This window comes from Streptomyces sp. NPDC091209, from assembly GCF_044757755.1.
Taxonomy (GTDB): Bacteria; Actinomycetota; Actinomycetes; order Streptomycetales; family Streptomycetaceae; genus Streptomyces.
The window spans coordinates 62,826-83,689 of record NZ_JBIVVR010000016.1 but is presented as its reverse complement, the minus strand read 5'-3'; the positions used below and the strand labels follow the sequence as shown (position 1 = coordinate 83,689).

The 20,864-nt window shown below is 69.6% G+C and carries 17 protein-coding genes and 1 tRNA gene; 2 read left to right on the top strand and 16 right to left on the bottom strand.

Annotated features, from left to right (window positions below):
- Window positions 1–9: 9 nt before the first annotated feature.
- The 8 genes from ACIQRL_RS34970 to ACIQRL_RS34935 form a co-directional block, all read right to left on the bottom strand.
- Window positions 10–1,842, bottom strand: coding sequence for a trypsin-like serine protease (locus ACIQRL_RS34970; RefSeq protein WP_401339185.1), 1,833 nt, complete (start codon window positions 1,840–1,842; stop codon window positions 10–12).
- A 159-nt stretch (window positions 1,843–2,001) separates the two neighbouring features.
- The gene (gene rho / locus ACIQRL_RS34965; protein ID WP_401339183.1) at window positions 2,002–4,050 is read right to left on the bottom strand and encodes a transcription termination factor Rho; all 2,049 of its coding nucleotides are present in this window, start codon (window positions 4,048–4,050) and stop codon (window positions 2,002–2,004) included.
- Window positions 4,051–4,438: 388 nt separating this feature from the next.
- Window positions 4,439–5,368, bottom strand: a complete 930-nt coding sequence (thrB, locus tag ACIQRL_RS34960; RefSeq protein WP_401339181.1) for a homoserine kinase — start codon at window positions 5,366–5,368, stop codon at window positions 4,439–4,441.
- A gap of 653 nt (window positions 5,369–6,021) precedes the next feature.
- The gene (gene thrC / locus ACIQRL_RS34955; protein WP_266762803.1) at window positions 6,022–7,080 is read right to left on the bottom strand and encodes a threonine synthase; all 1,059 of its coding nucleotides are present in this window, start codon (window positions 7,078–7,080) and stop codon (window positions 6,022–6,024) included.
- A 6-nt stretch (window positions 7,081–7,086) separates the two neighbouring features.
- Entirely contained in the window at window positions 7,087–8,379 is a 1,293-nt protein-coding gene (locus ACIQRL_RS34950; protein ID WP_401339179.1) for a homoserine dehydrogenase, read from the bottom strand.
- 182 nt (window positions 8,380–8,561) lie between these two features.
- Window positions 8,562–9,953, bottom strand: a complete 1,392-nt coding sequence (gene lysA / locus ACIQRL_RS34945) for a diaminopimelate decarboxylase (RefSeq protein ID WP_401339177.1) — start codon at window positions 9,951–9,953, stop codon at window positions 8,562–8,564.
- 45 nt (window positions 9,954–9,998) lie between these two features.
- On the bottom strand, window positions 9,999–11,180 hold the full coding sequence (gene nrtL / locus ACIQRL_RS34940; protein ID WP_401339175.1) for an ArgS-related anticodon-binding protein NrtL: 1,182 nt from the start codon (window positions 11,178–11,180) through the stop codon (window positions 9,999–10,001).
- Between the two features lie 492 nt (window positions 11,181–11,672).
- A complete protein-coding gene (locus tag ACIQRL_RS34935; protein WP_401339172.1) occupies window positions 11,673–12,167 on the bottom strand; it encodes a response regulator in 495 nt (164 codons plus the stop codon).
- 168 nt (window positions 12,168–12,335) lie between these two features.
- On the opposite strand from ACIQRL_RS34935, the gene ACIQRL_RS34930 reads away from it, so the two are divergent.
- Together ACIQRL_RS34930 and ACIQRL_RS34925 are read left to right on the top strand one after the other, a co-directional pair.
- Window positions 12,336–12,407, top strand: a tRNA-Arg gene (locus ACIQRL_RS34930).
- 472 nt (window positions 12,408–12,879) lie between these two features.
- Window positions 12,880–14,535, top strand: a complete 1,656-nt coding sequence (locus ACIQRL_RS34925) for a hypothetical protein (protein ID WP_401339170.1) — start codon at window positions 12,880–12,882, stop codon at window positions 14,533–14,535.
- 166 nt (window positions 14,536–14,701) lie between these two features.
- Here ACIQRL_RS34925 and ACIQRL_RS34920 read toward each other — a convergent pair whose 3' ends face one another.
- From ACIQRL_RS34920 to ACIQRL_RS34885, 8 genes are all read right to left on the bottom strand, one after another.
- The gene (locus ACIQRL_RS34920) at window positions 14,702–16,165 is read right to left on the bottom strand and encodes a tyrosine-type recombinase/integrase (protein WP_401339168.1); all 1,464 of its coding nucleotides are present in this window, start codon (window positions 16,163–16,165) and stop codon (window positions 14,702–14,704) included.
- Window positions 16,162–16,356, bottom strand: a complete 195-nt coding sequence (locus ACIQRL_RS34915) for an AlpA family transcriptional regulator (protein WP_067029612.1) — start codon at window positions 16,354–16,356, stop codon at window positions 16,162–16,164. Before ACIQRL_RS34915 ends, ACIQRL_RS34920 begins: the two co-directional genes overlap by 4 nt.
- Window positions 16,353–17,471: an AAA family ATPase gene (locus ACIQRL_RS34910; protein WP_401339333.1), complete on the bottom strand. Its 1,119-nt coding sequence runs from the start codon at window positions 17,469–17,471 to the stop codon at window positions 16,353–16,355. Before ACIQRL_RS34910 ends, ACIQRL_RS34915 begins: the two co-directional genes overlap by 4 nt.
- A gap of 35 nt (window positions 17,472–17,506) precedes the next feature.
- Complete coding sequence (locus tag ACIQRL_RS34905; RefSeq protein ID WP_401339166.1) at window positions 17,507–18,406, bottom strand: bifunctional DNA primase/polymerase; 900 nt, start codon at window positions 18,404–18,406, stop codon at window positions 17,507–17,509.
- A gap of 90 nt (window positions 18,407–18,496) precedes the next feature.
- Complete coding sequence (locus tag ACIQRL_RS34900) at window positions 18,497–19,771, bottom strand: DNA cytosine methyltransferase (RefSeq protein WP_401339164.1); 1,275 nt, start codon at window positions 19,769–19,771, stop codon at window positions 18,497–18,499.
- Window positions 19,768–20,382 carry a hypothetical protein gene (locus ACIQRL_RS34895; protein ID WP_401339162.1) on the bottom strand — a complete coding sequence of 205 codons (615 nt, stop codon included), beginning with the start codon at window positions 20,380–20,382 and terminating at the stop codon, window positions 19,768–19,770. The genes ACIQRL_RS34900 and ACIQRL_RS34895 overlap by 4 nt, the downstream gene beginning before the upstream one ends.
- A gap of 13 nt (window positions 20,383–20,395) precedes the next feature.
- Window positions 20,396–20,584, bottom strand: a complete 189-nt coding sequence (locus ACIQRL_RS34890) for a hypothetical protein (RefSeq protein WP_164192113.1) — start codon at window positions 20,582–20,584, stop codon at window positions 20,396–20,398.
- 19 nt (window positions 20,585–20,603) lie between these two features.
- Window positions 20,604–20,855 carry a hypothetical protein gene (locus ACIQRL_RS34885; RefSeq protein WP_355209257.1) on the bottom strand — a complete coding sequence of 84 codons (252 nt, stop codon included), beginning with the start codon at window positions 20,853–20,855 and terminating at the stop codon, window positions 20,604–20,606.
- Window positions 20,856–20,864 lie beyond the last annotated feature (9 nt).

The following is a 20,864-nucleotide window of genomic DNA, read 5'->3' as shown; positions in this document are numbered from 1 at the left end:
CCTGCGAGGTCAGCCGAAGATGTCGTACTGCTTGAAATCGGTACCGACCGAGATCCTTGTGGCAAAGATCTCGCTGGTGGCCTTTCCGGTACCCGGGTACAGGTACAGCGTGCCGGCGGGGGTGCGGGCGAGGAAGTCGGCCTTGCCGTCGCCGGTGATGTCGCCGACCGCGTCGAAGGCGTTGTAGCCGGGCCAGGTGCGCACCTTGATCCGGGCGGAGAAGGCGCCGCTGCCGGTCTTGCCGGTGCCCTTGTACAGGTACATGTACGAGCCCGAGCTGCTGCGCGCGATCAGGTCGGCCTTGCCGTCGCCGGTGAAGTCGCCGTGCCCGCGCACCGAGTTGTACTGGTTCCAGCCGGTGCCGATCTCGACGCGGGCCGAGAAGGTGCCGTTGCCCTTGCCCGGGTACTCCCACATCGCTCCGGCGGAGTCGACGGAGAGGACGTCGGGCAGGCCGTCGCCGGTGAGGTCACCGGGGGCGAGGATGCGGGTGCGGGTGCCCCAGCCGCTGAAGATCCTGTCGTTGGCCCACTTGCCCGTCGCGGGCAGCCAGTGCATCCAGTGGACGTCACCGGTGGCGCTGTCGCGGACGACGAGGTCCTGGTAGCCGTCACGGTTGAGGTCGCTCTGGAGCACGATGTTGACGCCGGCCCAGCTCGACCACGACTGACGCGCGCCGAACGAGGTGCCGTTGGAGTCCTTCTCGTAGCCCGTCTTGGTCGACGAGTTGCGGACCCACAGGTCGGCCTTGTGATCGCCGCTCAGGTTGGCGTCCTCGACGCGCGGCCAGGCGGCGCCGACATAGGTGCTGACCTTCGAGAAGACGCTGTACGCGCCCTTCTCGACGCAGTCCTCGACACCCCAGGAGACGACGCCCACGATACGGGCGGCGGTGCCGCTGCCGACGATGAGCGGGCCGCCGGAGTCACCGTTGCAGGCAGACGTCGTACCGGCGTCGCTGCCGGTCGCCTTGGGGCCGGCGCAGACCATGTGGCCCTTGATGAAGTAGCTGCCGAAGGCGGCGGCGCAGGTGGTGTCCGAGTTGATCGGCAGCGTGGCCGTCTTCAGCGTCTCGGAGATGTCCTGGCTGGTGGAGGTGGTGCGGCCCCAGCCGTACAGCGTCGCCTTGGTGTTGGCCGCGTACGACGTGGTGTCACCGGACGTCGTCATGTTGATCGGCTTGGCGGTGACGGGGTTCGCCAGCGTGATGACCGCGATGTCGTTGTCGATCTTGGCCGGGCTGTACGAGGGGTGGGTCCACTGCCGCAGGGCGCCGGTCACCGTGCCACCGTGCAGGACGACGTTGCCCGCGGAGTCGCTGGTCGGAAGCTGGGCGGTGCCGGTGACGACGACGCCGTTGGCCTTCCAGTCGTAGATCTTGCCGCTCTCGTCCTTGGTGCAGTGCGCGGCGGTGAGGATCTTCGTCGGCGAAACGACGGAGCCACCGCAGAAGAAGCCGAGGTCGTCGGCCGTGCTGGTGGTGCCCTTGTCGTCGTAGTACCAGAGCTGGGCCATCCACGGGGCCGTGCTGATGGTGGTCGTGGTGCCACCGATGATCTTCGGGTCGACATGCGCCGGCGTCGTGGTGGCGCTCAGCGATGTCTTCCGGGTCGTACGGCCCGCGGTGTCGTCACCGGCGAGGGCGCCCGCGACACGCTTCTCCAACACGGCCTGGGAAGGCGTGGAGTTGGCGAGGCTCACGGTGGGTGTGGGCACCGTCGTGCCGGGCGCGGCGTTCGCCGACGACATCAGGAGCGCTCCGGCGACCACGGCGGCGAGGCCGGCCGCGGCGACCGGGACGGCGATCCGTATGCGACGTCTGTGCCGACCGCTCCCGGACATGGACGTATCCACTCAGGTCCCCCCTCAGAGACTGAAAGTTCAGATCTGCATCAGCAGAAGTTCAAGGGCGCGATCGTACACGCGTACCGAACAGCGCAAAGGGCCGCCCCCGTCACGTGTGTGACGGGGGCGGCCCTTGGTGGTTCTTGCCCTGAGGACCTAGTCGTTGCCGTTGCCCGGCGACGGCGTGGTCTTCTGGATCTGGAGCAGGAACTCGGCGTTCGACTTCGTCTGCTTCATCTTGTCGAGCAGCAGCTCGATCGCCTGCTGCTGGTCGAGCGCGTGGAGCACGCGGCGCAGCTTCCAGGTGATGGCGAGCTCGTCGCTGCCGAGCAGGAGCTCTTCCTTACGGGTGCCGGACGCGTCGACGTCCACCGCCGGGAAGACGCGCTTGTCGGCGAGCTTCCGGTCGAGCTTGAGCTCGGCGTTGCCGGTGCCCTTGAACTCCTCGAAGATGACCTCGTCCATGCGCGAGCCGGTGTCGACGAGCGCGGTGGCCAGGATGGTCAGCGAGCCGCCGTCCTCGATGTTGCGCGCGGCACCGAAGAAGCGCTTCGGCGGGTACAGCGCGGTCGAGTCGACACCACCGGACAGGATGCGGCCGGAGGCCGGGGCGGCGAGGTTGTACGCACGGCCCAGACGCGTGATCGAGTCGAGCAGCACGACGACGTCGTGGCCCAGCTCCACCAGACGCTTGGCACGCTCGATGGCGAGCTCGGCGACCGTGGTGTGGTCCTCGGCCGGACGGTCGAAGGTCGAGGAGATGACCTCGCCCTTGACCGACCGCTGCATGTCGGTGACCTCTTCCGGACGCTCGTCGACCAGGACGACCATCAGGTGGCACTCGGGGTTGTTGTGCGTGATCGCGTTGGCGATCGCCTGCATGATCATGGTCTTGCCGGTCTTCGGCGGGGCCACGATCAGACCGCGCTGGCCCTTGCCGATCGGCGCGACGAGGTCGATGATCCGGGTCGTCAGCACGCCCGGGTCGGTCTCCAGGCGGAGCCGGTCCTGCGGGTACAGCGGCGTCAGCTTGTTGAACTCCGGCCGTCCGCGCCCGGAGTCGGGGGCCATGCCGTTGGTCGAGTCCAGGCGCACCAGCGCGTTGAACTTCTCGCGGCGCTCGCCGTCCTTGGGCTGACGGACCGCTCCGGTGACGTGGTCACCCTTGCGCAGACCGTTCTTGCGGACCTGGGCGAGGGAGACGTACACGTCGTTGGGACCCGGCAGGTAGCCCGACGTACGGATGAACGCGTAGTTGTCGAGGATGTCGAGGATGCCCGCGACGGGGATCAGCACGTCGTCGTCGGCGACCTGCGGCTCGGCGATCTCGTCACGTCCACGACGCCCACGGCGGTCGCGGTAACGGCCGCGGCGACCGCGGCGACCGCCCTCGAAGTCGTCGTCGTCCTGCGGGCCGTTGTCGCGCGGACCGTTGTCACGGGGTCCGTTGTCGCGCGGGCCACTGTCACGCTGCTGCTGGCGGTCCTGGCGGCCGCCGCCCTGCTGCTGACGGTCCGGACGGTCCTGGCGCTCCTGACGGTCCGGGCGCTGCTGTCCGGCGCCCTGGCCGCCCTGCTGCTCGTCGCCCTTGACGGGACGGCGGTCGCGGTCACGGCCACCCCGGTCGCGGTCACGACGGTCACGGCGCTCACGACGTCCGTCGGCGCCCTCGGCGTCGCCCTGCGTCTCGGTCCTCGGCTCGCTCTTCGCCTCGGCCGCGACCGTCTCCGGGCTGCCCGCCTCGGCGGTGGCACGGCGACGGCGGCGCTCGGCGGGGGCGTCGTCGCTGAGGGGCTGGCCGGGGATCTCGATCTGCTGCTGGGCCACGGCCTTCTCGGCGGCGACCTTCTCGGCCTTCTGCTCGGCCGGGGCCGCGACCTCGTCACCCGTACGGGCCTTCGAGGTGGTCCGGCGCTTCGGCTTGGTCTCGGCGGCGGCGTCGTCGGACGTCGTCTTGGCCGGAGCGCCTCCCCCGGCCTGCGCCTCCTTGATGACCTCGATCAGCTGGCTCTTGCGCATACGCGCGGTGCCCCTGATCCCGAGGCCGGATGCGACCTGCTGCAGCTCGGCCAGCACCATGCCTTCGAGGCCGGTACCGCGGCGTCGCCTGGAGCCGGCACCGGTGGCAGGCGCGGAGGCGTCCGTGGCGGGCGCGGCAGCGGTCTCCTCGACACGTGCGCCCATCAGATCGGTGGTGTCGCTCACGAAGGGTCCTTCCCTGGAGCGGACGTCGGCCTGTCTGGCTCGGCGACCGGTTGTGCTGTCCGGCATTGGTCCTTGCTGTGTGGACCGTGCCGGGGCGGTGGTCCGCCAAAGCGGCGGAAGACATTGCTGGTGATGACGATTACGCAGCCGTGGCACTGAGGTTCGGTGTCATCGGCTCGGTCACGCCGGTTCCGGAGCGTGCTCAGCACTGCTCAGCGCATAGCACCCAATGCAAGGCACGTAGCAGTTTGGGAGGCTCCCGGAAGAATGGGTGTCCCGGACGGGGACGCGAAGCACCTCGCCATGGTGGGGTCGGGTGCAGACTTGAGGTTAACACTACCGGATCCAACAAACATTCCCCCTCTCCAAATCCGGCAACCGTGCGTCGTCAATTGACCCCGACAGGTGCGAGCGGCAACACGCACGCCCCCTGGGCGTCGAGGTCCAGACGGTTGGCGGCCCAGCCCTGACCTGCGAGATCGGCCACCTTGTCGGCCGACGCGCGGTCCGCCAGCGCGAGGACCGTGGGCCCCGCACCGGAGATCACCGCCGGGATGCCGTCGGCGCGCAGGCGCTCCACGAGCGCGGCGCTCTCCGGCATCGCCGGGGCTCGGTACTCCTGGTGCAGCCGGTCCTCGGTGGCGGGCAGCAGCAGCTCGGGGCGCCGGGTCAGCGCCTCGACGAGCAGTGCGGCGCGTCCCGCGTTGGCGGCGGCGTCGACATGCGGAACGGTGCGCGGCAGCAGACCGCGCGCGGTCTCGGTGAGCACGGGCTTTCCCGGTACGAAGACCACCGGAACGATGGAATCGGCGGGCTCCATCCTGATCGCCCGCGCGGCGCCGGACTCCATCCAGGAAAGCGTGAACCCGCCGAGCAGACAGGCCGCGACGTTGTCGGGGTGTCCCTCGATCTCGGTCGCGAGCTCGAGGAGCGCGGCGTCGTCGAGCCTGCTGTCCCCGCCTATCGTCACCGCGCGGGCGGCGACGATGCCGGCGCAGATGGCGGCCGAGGAGGAGCCCAGACCCCGGCCGTGCGGGATGCGGTTGGCGCAGACGATCTCGAGGCCGCGCGGCTGGCCGCCCAGCAGGTCGAAGGCGGTGCGCAGGGAACGGACGAGGAGATGGTTCTCGTCGCGGGGCAGCGTCTCGCTGCCCTCACCCGCGATGTCGATGTGCAGCCCGGAGTCGGCCACCCGGACGACCACGTCGTCGTACAGCCCCAGTGACAGCCCGAAGGCGTCGAAACCCGGGCCGAGGTTGGCGCTGGTGGCGGGGACGCGCACCCGGACGGCGGCGGCGCGGAACGCTGGACCGGCCATCGCTCGATGACTCTCCTTGAGCTGCGTGATCTACGAGATTTTCGAAGAACTGCGAGATGAACTGCGGGATGAACTGCAACGGACGGGCACCAGGTCCCGGAGTCCGCGAAGACCGCGCGACACCGCGGCATATGCGGCGGGCGGGTTCGGTACAGCCTATCGAAGGAAGGTTCAGTGGCGACATAGGGCGCACAGGAGGCGCACGATGCGTGTCGTAAGCCCCTCGTGCACCCCCTGTCGGGTCGCCGCGGGGGACGACCCCCACGAGCGGACGGTTTCCGACGGCTTTCTGACGGTTTCCCGCCCGCCCGGGGCGCGTTCCGCACTGTTCGACGCGTTCCGCCGGGTCCGGCCGGCCCCACCTGGCGGGTTCACGCCTGGCGGCTTTACGCCATCCCGGTCCCGGTATGACGCCGGACCAGGCCCGGTTCCACGCCGACCCGACCTGGATGGGTGCCGGACCAGGCCCGATTTCAAGCCGAACCGGGTCGGGATTCACGCCAATCCCGGCCCGATCCAGACCGGACCGGGCCCCGATCCAGACCGGACCGGGCCCGGATTCAGCCTGGAGCAGGCCTGGATTCAAGCCGGACCGAGCCTGGATTCAAGCCGGACCGGACCCGGATTCAAGCCGGACCGGACCATGTCTCGACCTACGCCAGACCGAGCCGTTCGGCCGCCGTCGCCGCGTCCACCGGGACGGTGACCGGCTGCGGAGCACCCGCGACGGCCCAGTCGGGGTCCTTGAGACCGTTTCCGGTGACCGTGCAGACGATGCGCTGGCCCGGGTCGACCTTGCCCTGCTCGGCGGCCTTCAGCAGACCGGCGACGGACGCGGCGGACGCGGGCTCGACGAAGACGCCCTCCTGAGCGGCCAACAGCCGGTAGGCGCGCAGGATCTCACGGTCCGTCACCTCGTCGATGAAGCCGCCCGACTCGTCCCGCGCGGCCAGCGCGAACTTCCACGAGGCCGGGTTGCCGATACGGATCGCGGTGGCGATGGTCGACGGGTCCTTCACGACCTCCCCGCGCACGATCGGCGCGGAGCCGGACGCCTGGAATCCCCACATGCGCGGGGTCTGCCGGGCGATGCCGTCGGCGGCGTACTCCGTGTACCCCTTCCAGTACGCGGTGATGTTCCCCGCGTTGCCCACCGGAAGGACATGGATGTCGGGCGCGTCGCCGAGCATGTCCACGATCTCGAAGGCGGCGGTCTTCTGGCCCTCGATACGCACCGGGTTGACCGAATTGACCAGCGCCACCGGGTAGTTGTCGGACAGCGAGCGCGCCAGCGTCAGACAGTCGTCGAAGTTGCCGTCGACCTGGAGGATCTTCGCGCCGTGGATGAGGGCCTGGCCCATCTTGCCGAGCGCGATCTTGCCCTGCGGCACGAGGACGGCGCAGACCATCCCGGCACGTACGGCGTAGGCGGCGGCACTCGCCGACGTGTTGCCGGTGGAGGCGCAGATGACGGCCTTCGCGCCCTCCTCCTTCGCCCGCGTGATGGCCATGGTCATACCGCGGTCCTTGAAGGAACCGGTCGGGTTGGCGCCCTCCACCTTGAGGTGGACCTCGCAGCCGGTGCGCTCGGAGAGCACCTGCGCGGGTACGAGCGGCGTGCCGCCCTCGCGGAGCGACACGACCGGCGTGCTGTCGGACACCGGAAGCCGGTCCCGGTACTCCTCGATGATTCCGCGCCACTGGTGGGTCATTGCTGGTTACTCTCCTTCAACCCGCATGATGCTGGCGACACCCCGCACGGTGTCGAGGCTGCGCAACGCCTCGACGGTCCCGGCGAGGGACGCGTCGGACGCACGATGGGTGACGACGACGAGGGAGGCCTCGCCGTCCTTGCCCGACTGACGCACGGTGTCGATGGACACTCCGTGCTCGGCGAAGACGGTGGCGACCTGGGCGAGGACACCAGGTTTGTCGGCCACGTCGAGGCTGATGTGGTACCGCGTGACGACCTCGCCCATGGGTGAGACGGGCAGCTGGGTGTACGCGGAGTCGCCGGGGCCGGTGGCACCGCCGAGCTTGTTGCGGCAGACGGCCACCAGGTCGCCGAGGACGGCGGAGGCGGTCGGCGCGCCGCCGGCGCCGGGCCCGTAGAACATCAGCTGACCGGCGGCGTCCGACTCGACGAACACGGCGTTGTACGCGCCGCGCACGGAGGCGAGCGGGTGGGTCAGCGGAATCATCGCGGGATGCACGCGCGCCGTCACCGAGCCCCCGTCGGCGGCCCGCTCACAGATGGCGAGCAGTTTGATGGTGCAGCCCATCCCCCGCGCCGAGGCGAAGTCGGAGGCGGTGACCTCGGTCATGCCCTCGCGGTAGACGTCGTCGAGGCGCACGCGCGTGTGGAAGGCGATCCCGGCGAGGATGGCGGCCTTGGCGGCGGCGTCGAAGCCCTCGACGTCGGCGGTGGGGTCGGCCTCGGCGTACCCGAGCGCGGTGGCCTCGTCGAGAGCCTCCTGATAGCCCGCACCCGTGGAGTCCATCTTGTCGAGGATGAAGTTGGTCGTCCCGTTGACGATCCCCATCACCCGGTTGATCTTGTCGCCGGCGAGGGACTCGCGCAGCGGCCGGATCAGCGGGATGGCGCCGGCGACGGCGGCCTCGTAATAGAGGTCCCTGCCGTGCTCCTCGGCCGCCGCGTGCAGGGCTGCACCGTCCTGGGCGAGCAGCGCCTTGTTCGCGGAGACGACGGAGGCGCCGTGCTCGAACGCGGTGGTGATCAGCGTACGGGCGGGCTCGATGCCGCCGATGACCTCGACGACGACGTCGATGTCCCCGCGTTTGACGAGGGCGGTGGCGTCGGTGGTGACCAGGGCGGGGTCGATGCCCTCGCGCACCCGGGAGGGCCGGCGGACGGCCACGCCCGCGAGCTCGACGGGGGCGCCGATCCTGGCCGCGAGATCGTCGGCGTGCGTCGTCATGATGCGCGCCACCTCTGAGCCGACAACCCCGCAGCCCAGCAGCGCCACCTTCAGCGGACGCGTACGCATCATCCGACCTCGTTTCCTCATACCGTCTTCGGTTGGACCAGTCTCACTCACCGGACGGGAGTTTCTACCCTTCGTCCGGATCGTGAGACGTCCATTTCATTTTTCTGGTAGGCGACGACAGGAGATCTTCCGCCCGTCCTCACCCGTACATCCGATCACCTGACGTCACCCCCTGTCACCTGACGTCACCCGACATCGAGGCGCAGGAGGTCCTCCTCCGTCTCGCGGCGGACGATCACCCGCGCCGCGCCGTCCTTCACGGCGACGACCGGCGGGCGCAGCGCGTGGTTGTAGTTGCTGGCCATGGACCGGCAGTACGCGCCGGTGGCCGGGACCGCGATGAGGTCGCCCGGGGCCAGGTCGGAAGGCAGGAAGGCGTCCTTCACGACGATGTCACCGCTCTCGCAGTGCTTGCCGACGACGCGCACGAGCATCGGCTCCGCGTCGGAGGTGCGCGAGACGAGGGCGACGCTGTACTCGGCGTCGTACAGCGCGGTCCGGATGTTGTCGGACATGCCGCCGTCCACCGAGACGTACGTCCGCAGCCCGTCGAGCGGCTTGATGGTGCCGACCTCGTACAGCGTGAACGCGGTGGGGCCCACGATGGCGCGCCCGGGCTCCACGGAGATCCGCGGCGTGCGCAGCTTGGCGGCCTCGCACTCGCGCGTCACGATCTCGCTCAGCGCCTTGGCGATCTCGTGCGGCTCACGGGGGTCGTCGTCGCTGGTGTACGCGATGCCGAGACCGCCGCCGAGGTCGATCTCGGGCAGTTCGACCCCGTGCTCGTCGCGCACGGCGGCCAGCAGCGCGACCACGCGTCGGGCGGCGACCTCGAAGCCGGCCATGTCGAAGATCTGCGAGCCGATGTGCGAGTGGATCCCGACGAGTTCGAGCGCGTCGAGAGAGAGTGCCCGCCGTACGGCCTCGGCGGCCTGCCCGTCGGCGAGCGCGATCCCGAACTTCTGGTCCTCGTGCGCCGTCGCGATGAACTCGTGCGTGTGCGCTTCGACGCCCACGGTCACCCGGATCTGCACCCGCTGCGTCTTGCCCAGGGACTGGGCAACGTGAGCCACCCGCACGATCTCCTGGAAGGAGTCGAGCACGATCCGCCCGACCCCGGCCTCGACGGCCGTACGGATCTCGTCCCCGGACTTGTTGTTGCCGTGGAAGGCGATGCGGTCGGCGGGCATCCCGGCGGAGAGGGCGGTCGCCAGCTCACCCCCGGAACACACGTCCAGGTTGAGCCCCTCCTCGTACAGCCAGCGCACGACGGCGCGCGACAGGAAGGCCTTGCCCGCGTAGAAGACATCGGCGTCGTGCCCGAACGCGGTGCGCCAGGCACGCGCCCGCTCACGGAAGTCCGTCTCGTCGAGGAAGTACGCGGGCGTGCCGAACTCCTCGGCGAGCGCGGTGACTTCGAGCCCGCCGACGCGCACGACACCGTCGTCCGTACGGCTGACGGTGTGCGACCACACCTTCGGGTCGAGGGCGTTGAGGTCGGCGGGCGGAGCGCTGTAGTGGCCCTCGGCGAAGACATCGGCGTGGCGGGGTCCGGCGGGGTGTGCGGAACGACTCATGTCTGTAGAGCTTTCTGCTGTGTCTTCTACTGGGTCATCTGCTGGTCAGAGGTATTCGGGTGCGCTGATGCCGAGCAGGGACAGGCCACCGGCGAGCACCGTCCCGGCGGCTTCGGCGAGCGCGAGCCGGGCACGGTGGGCGGCCGAGGGTTTCTCGTCGCCGAGCGGCAGCACGACGTGCTGGAAACCGAGAAGAGCGTCGGCGGTCACCACGAGATGCCGCGCCAGCCGATCGGGCGCCCGATGCCGCGCGGCGACACACAGGGCGTGCGGATAGTCGGCCAGGGCGGCGAGGAGATCGGCTTCGTCCTGGTGGGAAGGGACGGGGACGTCCGTACGGCGGATGCGGGTGACGGCCAGGCCACGGGTGTCACGGGGGGTGGGCGAGTCCTCCGCCGAATGGGCGCGCGTGGGTGCGGGCGAGCCCTCCGCCGAGGGGGTGGGCGTGGACGACGGCGAGCCGCCCTCATCGGGAACGGCGTCGGCGACAACGAGACCACCGGAACCGTTCGGAGGATGTACGTCCTCGTGGGCACCGGAGTAGCCGAGGGTGGCGGCGTTGCGGCGCAGGGCCCGGGTGCGGGCATGGGCGTACCGAACACGGAAGAGCGGGTTGCTCTCACGCTGGAGAAGGTGGTCGGCGCTGATCCGGGGCCGGTCGTGGGGCGCTGGATGCAGCAGCGCCCAGCGCGAGGCGTCGGGGCCGAGGCCGGCGGGGTCCTCGGCCGCCGGCACGGGCACGGGCCGCAGGTTCACGGGCTCCGCGTGCCGGACCTCGGCACGTCCGCCCTGGGTGGCGACGATCCGTACGAGGGTGTCGGCGACGACTTCGGCCCGGGTCTCGTGGGGCACGCGCAGCTCGACGACCTGCCCGGCGAGGGAGTCGCCGTACCCGTACCGCGCCCCCCGCTCCAACACCTCTCCCACCAGGGCGGCGACCGCTCCACCCCCGAGAGTGATGTTGAGGAACCCGGGCCCGGTCACGGTCACGTCGGCGACCCCGGCAGCACCCGCGATGTACGGCCGCAGGATCTCGGCGACCTCCCGAGCCGGCCGCCCGGCCGGACCGGCCAGCCGCAACGCGACGCTCGTCGCGTAGTCCCCGCACCCACCCGGCCCCGGCGGGGTGACCGCCGCACCCGCGGGCACGGAGACACCCAGTTCCCCCACGTCGACAGCACGACGCACCGCGCCCAGCACGACACGAGAGAGCTCAACGGGAGTCACGGGACAAGCCTAGGGGAGGAGGGGGGTGGGTAGGCGAGCCGGTTTAGACGATGGTCCGGGATGTGGACGGGGGGATGGGGGCGGTGGGGGGCCGGGCTCGGGGGAAGGGGTGGTCGCCGGGGGGGTGCGGCTGGGGCCGAGGCGGAGGCGGAGGCGGTGCTTCGGGGGGCAGGGGGCGTCGATGGGGGCTCGGCCTCGGGGGAGGGGGTGATCGCCGGGGGCGCGGCTGGGGCGGAGGCGGTGCTTCGGCGCTCCGGGGGCAGGGGGCGGTCGCCGGGGGCGCTACGGCGAAGGCGGTGCTCCGGCGCTTCGGGGGGGGCAGGGGGCGGTCGATGGGGTTGGGGGTGCTCTCCCGGAGGGGGCTCTGGCGACGGCCGCTGGAAATGGGGGGCTGCCCCACCATGCCGTCGGGTCCCTGCCCCACCACGCGACCGAACCCCTTCACCCACCACACAACCGGGCCGCTTCGCCCACCACGCAACCGGGCACAGCTCAGTGACCGGTACGCCCCGCACGCTCGGTCTCCTCGACGGCGCCGCCCGCGCCACCGCCCACCTCGCCCCGCTCCATCAACTGCCGTACCAGCCGCACGAGTTCGGCGGGCTCGAAGGGCTTGGCGAGAAAGGCGTCGACACCGACGTCGAGCCCGGTCTCGACCTCGTACTGCGTACAGGCGCTGACGATGGCGAGGGGAAGATTCCGCGTCCTCGGATCGGCGCGCAGCCGAGCGGCGGTGCGCAGCCCGTCGAGCCGGGGCATCACGACGTCGAGGGTGACGACATCGGGCCGAACCTGATGGACGACGTCCAGACACTCGGCACCGTCAGCCGCGGTCACGACCTCGAGACCCTCCAGCTCGAGGTTGACCCTGATCAGCTGCCGGATGACCTTGTTGTCGTCCACAACAAGCACCCGACCGGACACGCCTGGCACAACTCGAGAGTAGGTCCGCGCCCACCGCCGCGTCCGGGTTTTCCCCACTTCCACCCCGTGCGGACCCCACCACCCACGCCGGGCGCACCCCACCCGCCCGGCACTCCCCCGGCCCTCCCCGACTCCCCGCAACACCACCGGGCCCCGACCAAAACACGTGGCGATCACCCCTGAAAGAGCTGGTAGGGTTCTACCCGTCGCCGCACACAAAGCGCCCGACACGCCCCCGTAGCTCAGGGGATAGAGCAACGGCCTCCGGAGCCGTGTGCGCAGGTTCGAATCCTGCCGGGGGCACTCGCCACACAGCCAGCCTGAATCAAGCGCTGAGCTGGGCGGATGCCTAGATGAGAGAGCGGGAGTCAGTCTCACTGACTCCCGCTCTTTCTCGTTCTCTCTCACTGTTCGCGCACTATCTGCGATACACGCGATACGCCCGCCCCGCCCCGCTCATACGCAGGGCGCCCCCTGACGACGCCGGGGGCTGTGCGGACGTGTGTGGACATGCCTAGACCGAAAAGCTTCACGGCGTGATCGAAGACCCAAGCCGACGCGACAGCGGTGGGGCCAGCACCTGTCTACGCTGACCCACGTCCGCTATTATCGTCGTACTGACGTAAAGCTGCTGTGGTCGAAGCGGTGAGACGCCAGACAAGAGAAGGGCCAACACTCCAACTGGCGCGCACCTTGATGGCCAGCGCCACCTGTGAGAAGAGAGCCGATGGCACCTGCCGGTACAAGCGACGGAAGCGACAGCCGACGAGATGTAGTGGAGTTCACTGCGCACTCACTTGAGGAGTATCAGCGCATCTGCAAGTCGCTGAAGAACCGAGATGACGGCAAGCAAGTCTTCTTCCGTGGGCAGGTTCATGGCTACGAGCCGCAGTCCTCGGAAGAGCGGCCGCCGGTGGACGACGAAGACCGGATTCGCCGGGATCTCCTACGGCATGCATGGGAGACGACGGCGTACGCCACACTCGTCGGCTCCGGCCGCGGATCCGTAAGCCCGGCTGCGGTCATGGGTGTCCTACAGCACTACGGGTTCCGGAGCTGGTTCATCGACGTCACCGACGACGAAATGGTCGGACTTTGGTTCGCGCGCCACAAGTACACGGCCTCGACAGGGTGTGCACCCCGTCCGCTGGCTGAGGTCGACGATGCGAGCCCTGAGCATGAGCACGTCCATATCGACCTGTCCGAACTGCTGATGTTGGACATCGTTCGCCACGAACCGGTAAAGGACGATGACGACGGGAGAGTCGAACCAGGGTTCGTATTCGTGTTTGCCGTTGACAGCGACTCACCTCACTTGCTGGACCTAAGGTCCAATGTGCCGACATCGGCGTTGCGAGTGCACAGACAGAGCGGGTCGGGCCTACTTCCAGACGACGGCAGCTACGTACCCTTTCTCCTGGCGCGCATCGCGGTAACCTTCCCAGCTCCGGCCGAGCTATACAGCGGGTCAACCCTGCTCAGCACCACCGAACTGTTCCCCGGCCCCGACGAGGACGAGTTCTACAAGCTCCTGCTGCGGACGCCACGGTTCCCAGTCGATGAAGGGAAGCCGATGGTGCCTGACCAATCGCCCGATGACGCCTCGACACCGACTCCGACGCATCGACGTTTCGCCGACCCTCTTGGTATCCCACTTTACGAATCGGCCGGGATGGTGGGACATATTCCGCTGCTGTGGGATCGCGCCGTGAACAACTGCACGGGGGAATGCCTGACGTGTCTCGGGATGACGGAGGCAACCGTCGACATGCCATTCACCGCACCCGGCGGTGCACAAGGCAGCCGATTCAGGCCCGAGGAGGTTCTCGACGAGACGCGGACCGAATCGCCAGGCGAAGCCCATGCCGGACAAGCCATCGAGGGCCGAGCAGGCGCCAGCGGAGCGCCCCAACCGAGCGAGGAACACCCCCTGCTCGCCTCCGTGCCTGCGGAGCCCGTTGACTCCCAGGGTGAGCGATGTCTGACCACTCCCTTCGCGAACTGGCCTGCTGAGTCTCGCCTGTTCCTACGCACCATGGTGATGGGGAACCTGCCTGAGTTCGTGAGTAGCGAGAACCCCTTCCCGCTGCTTCGAGGCTTCATCGTCCAAGAACACGCCAAACACATCGAGGTCTGGTCAGTCTCTGAGTTGACTGACGGGGCTCTCTGCTCGTGGCCACCCCTCGCAGAGCCGGGGCTGCGCTACCCGTGGCCGCTCGAACCACAAGCGTTTGCAGCCAAACTGGGTGAAGTGGTCGGCGACGAGCTAGACGCTGCCCTAATCGGCATGCTTATGGGTGGCTATTTCAACGCGATCGAGCGTGGCGAGGCTGCGCTGTTTCAGACTGGCCCCCATCAGTTCGGCTTCTACTGGGTGCACTCGGATGGAGTGGCGCCAATCGGCAACCCATGGACGCCGGCTACTACCTAGTGATGTGGGCAGCCAGTCGATGCTCTAGCAACCGTAATCGAGCTCGCCAATCTCCTCCAGCCCGACGATGTCGGCCTCGGAGCTTATCTCGTCCGCGCCGATCAGGGAATTAGAGGGCGGTCCGAGCCTTCCGGACCGCCCTCGCAGCGCGGTGACACGGACCGCGCTATGCCGAGTCCCCGTCCTCTTCCAACGCCTTTGTGATCTTCGCGTTGGCGGCTTCCTCGTGCCCGTCGATGCAACCGTGATAGCGCCGGTGGATCACCTCAGGAGAATTGCCGACCCGTCGGGCCACCTCAGCGATCGGGACCCCGGCGTTCAACCACCTCGTGATGCAGGCGTGCCGCAGGTCGTACGGGCGTCCGGCGAGCGGCGATTCGACGCGCTCCGGTGGGAGGGCGAACACTCGCGCTTCTTCCCACACGCGCCAGTACGTCGACGAACCGACCACTCCCTCGCGCTCGTTGCCGAACACCCGCCCTTCCTTGGCGGTCCCGAACTCCTTCAGGTGAGACCGCAGGATGGCGACCAGGACGGGCGGGATAGGGACCGGGCGGTCCGTGTCCGCCTCGCGCGCCTTTAGCCCCCGGCGGTCGTGGCGCTCCCCCGAATCGGTCCACTGCTTGCCAGAGACGGGACGCGTCTCCCGCAGCGTCAACGTGCCCCAACCCTTCTCCGGTAGGTGACAGTCAGAGAGCCTCAGCCCAACCGCCTCAGCAGGCCGGAGTCCCGCGTAGTACAGGACCCCGTAGAACGCCACCAGGCGGCGCCCGCGACTGCGATCCCACGAGCCGACGTACGAGACGGCAGCGAGCAACTGGCGCCCCTGTACGGCGTTCACGAGCACGCGGCGGTCCACCACCCCAGCGGAGCCCACGCGCTTTCCGCGGGCTCCTTGGAGCGGGTTCCCGGGGAGTTCCTTGGCTGCGACTGCGTATTCGAGGGCCGTGTTCAAGGCGCGCCGCCGCCGTCTGTACGTCTCCCCCGCCGCCGGGGTGCCGTCCAGCCGATAGCTGAGGCGGTACACCACGTCCTCGAACACCCCGATGTCCACCAGATCGGCAACTGGCCTGTCCTGCGTCGTGAGCCACTCGTACGCGGCTTTCAGTTCGGCCGGCGGATCCTCCCCCGCGTTCGCGGGGACGATCCCCCACCGGAAGGCCAGCCGCAGGTCCTTGTCGTCAGGTGCGTCGTCCCCGCGCTTCACCATGGCCAGCGCCACGGCCGCGAGCCCGTCCGCGATGCCTTCACGCGTCTTCGCGGCGCTCATGCGCCACCGCCCGGCGACGTACTTCCGGCAGAACTCGAACCACCGCAACGACGGCTTGGCCTCAACGGCCTTTGCCGCCGCGTCAGCCGCCGCGCGGACTTCGGACTCAGGTTGTCCGCTCGCAATCTCGAACGCTTCGCCCCGGCGCATGGCCTGCCGGAGCTCCGAGCGTCGGCTCTCGGCGAGTGCCGACGTGGCGAAGGTCGCGCTGCTCACCTTCCCGCCCACGACCCACCGGAGTTGATACGGACGTGCCTTCCGGTCGACCTTCGTGACCTTCCACAGCCGAACGTCGAGGGAGTACCCCGGCCGGCCCTCCCCGTGGGGGCGGAGAGCCGGGGTGTCTCCGGTCGTGCTCACGCGGCGTCCTCCCGCTCCGCAAGCCACCGCTCGTATTCCGACCTGCGGATGCGCACGTCGCCGTTCGGCAGCTTGATCGAGCGCGGGCCCTTCCCGAGTTGACGCCACCGGTAGAAGGTCGACGGAGCCACCTTCAGATCAGTGATGACCTCGGCGACGGTCAACTTCTCGTCCAGTGCGCGGGCGCTCATACCGCCGTCCCTTCGGCTTCGGTCGACCCGGACAGCCCGGACAGCTCCAATTCCGACTGTCCGGGTCGTTCTTGCAGCTCAGGGGGGTTAACCGGACAGCCGGACAGCCCGGACACCTCCGGGGCGCCCTGTGTCCGGGTCTCGGTGTCCGGGTAGTACCAGCCGCCGGCGTCCCTGGTGAGCTGTCCCGCCTCGGCCATGCGGGCGCAGGTCCGGCGGATCGTGTCCATGTCGACGTGCGGCAGCTCGCCCGCCATGTCCTTGGGCTTCGCGCCGGGATGGGCACGGACGTACCGGAGGATCACGGCGCGGGTGTCTCCGACGGTGTGGTCGGTGGCCGGACCGTCCAGCAAGTGCCAGGCTCCGGAGGCCGGTTGGAAACTGAGGGCGTACTCGGCTTCGTCCACGTCGCGGCCGGTGACGTGCAGGATGCCGTCCGCCTGCCCGCGCGCCCGCTTCAGTACGAGCGTTGCGTCCGCGGCACCCGCGATGCCGTTGGTCCCGGACACCTCCGTCAGAAAGTCGTCCGAGCCTGCCTTGCGGACGTGGTGGACCAGGACGACCGCGATGCCGTAGTGGTCCGCAAGGCGCTTCGCGTAGCCGACAGAGACATAGTCCGCGTCATACGCGGACACGCCCTGTGGTGCCTGTCCGCGCATCTTGGCGAAGACGTCGATGACGACCATGCGGGCGTCGGGATTGCGGTCCAGCCACTGCGCGATGGCCTCGGTACCGCCCTGCGGGAAGGGCGGGCACTCGGTCACGAGGGTGAGCCCGGCGGGTGCGGGCTGGCCTCCCAGGAGCTTGCCCATGCGGGTCTGAAGACGGCGCGGGGTGTCTTCCAGGGCGAGGTAGAGCACGGGGCCGCCGTCGACCGGCACGGAGTCGAAAGCCTGGCCTCCGGCTGCGACAGCGAGGGCGAGTCCGAGGGAAAGCCAGGACTTCCCGACCTTCGGCGGTCCGGCGAGCAGGCTCACGCCCTCGGCGAGGATGCCGGGCACGGCCCACTTCGGCTCGGGAAATTCCGCAGCCATGAGCTGATCAGCCGTCCACGCGGTCCGCGGACGCTCCCGCTTCGGCGGCGGCACGGCCGACGGTTGGGGATCGCTGGGCACGGAATACAGGTGCAGCGGCGGAATCGGGTTGGCGCTCACGCGGCGACTGTCCGGGGGCGCCGTACCCCGGCCCGCAGGCCGGAAGCGATGGTGCGACGTGCCTCGCGCTCGCCCTGCCTCACTTGAAGCGCCGCGGTCAGGAGCCAGCCAGTCACGTCGGCCTCGCTCAACTCGCCCCCGGCGACGAGCTGCCCGAGTGCAACGGAGGCGATGTAGAGGGCGTTGTTGTGCTGGTCCTCGCCGGAGGTGGTGACCCGCTGCACTTCCCCGTTGACCGCGGCCCGCAGGAACCCGGTACGACGGCCGCGACCGGACAGGGCAACCCTGATCGGCTTCTGCGGAGGCAGCGGAGCGGGGCGCAGGAGTTCGGCGAGCCAGCCTGGCAGCGGCGCCGCGGGGGCGTCGTGGCTGACCTCGTAGGGGCGTCCGTTGAAGGTGCTGCCCGCCCCGACGACGAGTCCGCCGACGGCGCGGGTGTCGACCTTCCAGCCGAGCCCGCGGGCGCTGTCCCCGGCCGTGTTGCGCAGGGGCTCGCCTTCGGGGGCGGTGAAGTAGAGGTGGGTGCCGCCGCTCCAGGTGCGGACCGTGTACGTGTCGGAGGGGAAGGACTGGCCGTGGCGTTCGCAGAGCACGGCGAGGACGTCGGCGCCGTCGGTGACGCCGTGTTCGGCCCAGTGCGCCGGCGGGGTGTCGTTGTCGTGCTTGGGCCGGTCCAGGTCGATGACGACCAGCTTGGAGGGGCCGGTGGCGATGCCGAGGTTGAAGGCGCCGACGCACCACGCGACGGTGATGCGGTGCGGGTCGGTGGTGGCGCGGGGCTCCCAGTCGCTGAGGGCGGGGCGCTTGTCTCCGGGGATCAGAGGGAAGACGTGCCAGCCTCGTGACGCTGCGTCGAGCGCTGAGGTGAGCTGGGCAGAGCCGTCCGTGTGCGGCATGCTGAAGGTTCCTGTTCTCTCTTTTCGGGTGGACAGGGAGAACCGCGGCGGCGGGCGACCTTGCTGGGGAGTCCCGCCGCCGCGGCGTAGCTAGGCGATATCCAGGGTGAGCTGGGCCGGTGCGGACTCTGCGGCTTCGCTCGCGAGGGTGGCGAGCAGCGTGCGGTAGGCGAGTGCGGCTTGGTGGATGACGACACCGTTGCCGAGGATCTTGAGCTGGTCGGAGCGGGACAGTCCCAGGTCCGTGCCGGTGACCCAGCCGGGATCGGCGCCCATCATCCATTCGACGAACGCCGGGGACAGGCGCCGGTTTCCCTTGGTGCCCGCTTCGGTCGGCTCGGGCGCGGGACGTCCCAGAACCGCTTCCCAGCGGTGGATGGCGGGTCCGTAGTCGGTGTCGTTGGTGGCCACCCATCGGCCGTCCAGGCGTACGGCCTGGCCGGGGAGGTAGTAGTTCCCGGCGGTGTCGCGCTGGTTGGGTCCGCCGTGCGGTCCGTCGGACGCCTTGGGGGTGGGCAGCAGGTTGACGACCACCTCGTTGAGTGGGCGGGAGTTGGTCCCGAGCAGGTTGGAGGCGCCGGACTTCCAGTCGCGTGCCGCGGGGGTGGGCAGCAAAGTGACGGCGGTGCGCAGGTTCATCCCGCCCTGCCGCTTGGGGGAGGTGCCGGGGCCGCCGGTGCCGTCGGCCGCGGCCGGGGTGGGCAGCAGCCTCAGGTGGCCGTCGGGGGCAGCAAGAAGACCACTTCGTCCTCCAGCGTCGGCCCGTGCCCGCCCGCTTTGCGCTTGTCCGGGTGCTGGGGTCCGCCGTTGCGTCCCAGCTGTGAGGTGGGGGTCTTCAGCAGCGGGATAGGCGACGGCGAACCAGCGGTCGCGGCGGTGGCAGGCTCCGACTTCGGGATCTCCAGCGCGTAGGCACATCCACCGCGCGTCGTACCCGAGCGCGGCCAAGTCCGCGGCGACGACGTCGAGCCCGCGGCTGCGGATGGCGGCGACGTTCTCCAGGAAGACGAGGCGGGGTCGAAGGTGGCGAATGGCGCGGGCGATGGTTTTCCACAGTCCTGATCGGTCACCGGCGATCCCTCCCCGAGGTCCGGCGTTGGAGATGTCCTGGCAGGGAAACCCGGCGGTCAACGCCCGAGGGCGCGGCAGCGAGGCGGAAAGGGCCGCGAAGTCGACCGCAGTGATGTCCCCCAGGTTGCGGGCGTGGGGCAGGCGGGCGGCCAGCAGCCGGGACGCGGCCGGGTCCTTCTCACCGACCAGGACTGTGGGCAGGCCGGTGACGGCTTCCACGGCCTGGTCCAGCGCACCGGAACCGGTGCAGAAACTGATGTTGCCGCCCTCCAACGGCGCGACGGGATAAGTCATGAGCGGTTCTCCTTACTGCTCTCGGTGGAGGGGAGTTGGGGCAGGCCCACCGCTTCGAGGGCCGTGGGGTCGAAGCCCGGCAGTGCGGCACGGGTGACGAGAGCCTGTGCAAGCTGTTCGGCGTAGACGGCGCCAGTGCGGGCCACCTCGATCTGCGTGGTGCCGCGGATGGTCTCGACGCGCTCGATGTGGGCTCGTTCCTCTCGCCGGTCGCTCACGTGCCGCTCGTACGCGACGCGCTCGCGGCGGTCGGTACGCCAGTACCGCGCGGCGAGCCCGTACGCGACGGCGGTGGTCAGCACCCACAGCAGCAGCGGCAGCGAGGGGCCGTCGGCGTATCCGGCAACTCCGGCGAGGGCGAGCCCTCCGGAGGCAGCGAACGCAGTTCCGGCGATCACCGGGTCTCCGGCGCGGCCGATGCTCGTGCACACGCCGGCCGTCGCTGCGGCGAGCGAGAGCGCGGTCATCAGCACGGCGTTACCGATGGAGTGTTCGCCGCCGTTGGCGTTCCAGATCCGGGCCAGGATCAGCACGGTGGACGTGGCGAGTGCGGGCGCTGCCTTGGGGGCGATGAGGGCGAGCCAGTGCCGGGCGATGATCTGTTCGTTCACGGCAGGACTCCTGTCACAGGTCGGGGATGGCGTTGATGACGGCGCGGGTGAGTTCGTTGATGGGTCCGGCGGCGCCGGTCGAGGCGAGGAAGAACCCGAACATCGCGGCGATGAACGCGGCGCCGTAGCCGAGGGACTTGGAGCGGAGCAGGAAGAACAGGACGAGTCCGAAGAGCAGGACCAGGGAGACAGTCACGGCCATGGGGTGGCCTCCTTTCGTGTCAGCGGGTGCCTGCGCGGTAGATCCGTGAGGCGCGGTTGTAGAGCCAGCGGCCGATGCGGACGCGTTTGCCGCGGCCCTTGCAGCGGCGGCAGTGCTTGCCGCGCTTGGGCCGTCCCTTGCGGTCGGTGGTGGTGGCGAAGCCGAAGCCGTTGCACTTGCGGCAGGTGCCGAACGGGCTCCCCGCACACAGAGCGCCGTAACAGAGTGTGATGGCGAGCAGGCATGCGATAGCGAGGGCTATGGGGGTCATCGGGGTCCC

What these genes read in the sequence shown, in the direction of transcription:
- ACIQRL_RS34970 (WP_401339185.1), bottom strand. Translation starts at nt 1,842, where the DNA reads ATGTCCGGGAGCGGTCGGCACAGACGTCGCATACGGATCGCCGTCCCG.
- thrB (WP_401339181.1), bottom strand. Translation starts at nt 5,368, where the DNA reads ATGGCCGGTCCAGCGTTCCGCGCCGCCGCCGTCCGGGTGCGCGTCCCC.
- thrC (WP_266762803.1), bottom strand. Translation starts at nt 7,080, where the DNA reads ATGACCCACCAGTGGCGCGGAATCATCGAGGAGTACCGGGACCGGCTT.
- ACIQRL_RS34950 (WP_401339179.1), bottom strand. Translation starts at nt 8,379, where the DNA reads ATGATGCGTACGCGTCCGCTGAAGGTGGCGCTGCTGGGCTGCGGGGTT.
- lysA (WP_401339177.1), bottom strand. Translation starts at nt 9,953, where the DNA reads ATGAGTCGTTCCGCACACCCCGCCGGACCCCGCCACGCCGATGTCTTC.
- ACIQRL_RS34915 (WP_067029612.1), bottom strand. Translation starts at nt 16,356, where the DNA reads ATGAGCGCCCGCGCACTGGACGAGAAGTTGACCGTCGCCGAGGTCATC.
- ACIQRL_RS34905 (WP_401339166.1), bottom strand. Translation starts at nt 18,406, where the DNA reads ATGCCGCACACGGACGGCTCTGCCCAGCTCACCTCAGCGCTCGACGCA.
- ACIQRL_RS34900 (WP_401339164.1), bottom strand. Translation starts at nt 19,771, where the DNA reads ATGACTTATCCCGTCGCGCCGTTGGAGGGCGGCAACATCAGTTTCTGC.
- ACIQRL_RS34890 (WP_164192113.1), bottom strand. Translation starts at nt 20,584, where the DNA reads ATGGCCGTGACTGTCTCCCTGGTCCTGCTCTTCGGACTCGTCCTGTTC.
- ACIQRL_RS34885 (WP_355209257.1), bottom strand. Translation starts at nt 20,855, where the DNA reads ATGACCCCCATAGCCCTCGCTATCGCATGCCTGCTCGCCATCACACTC.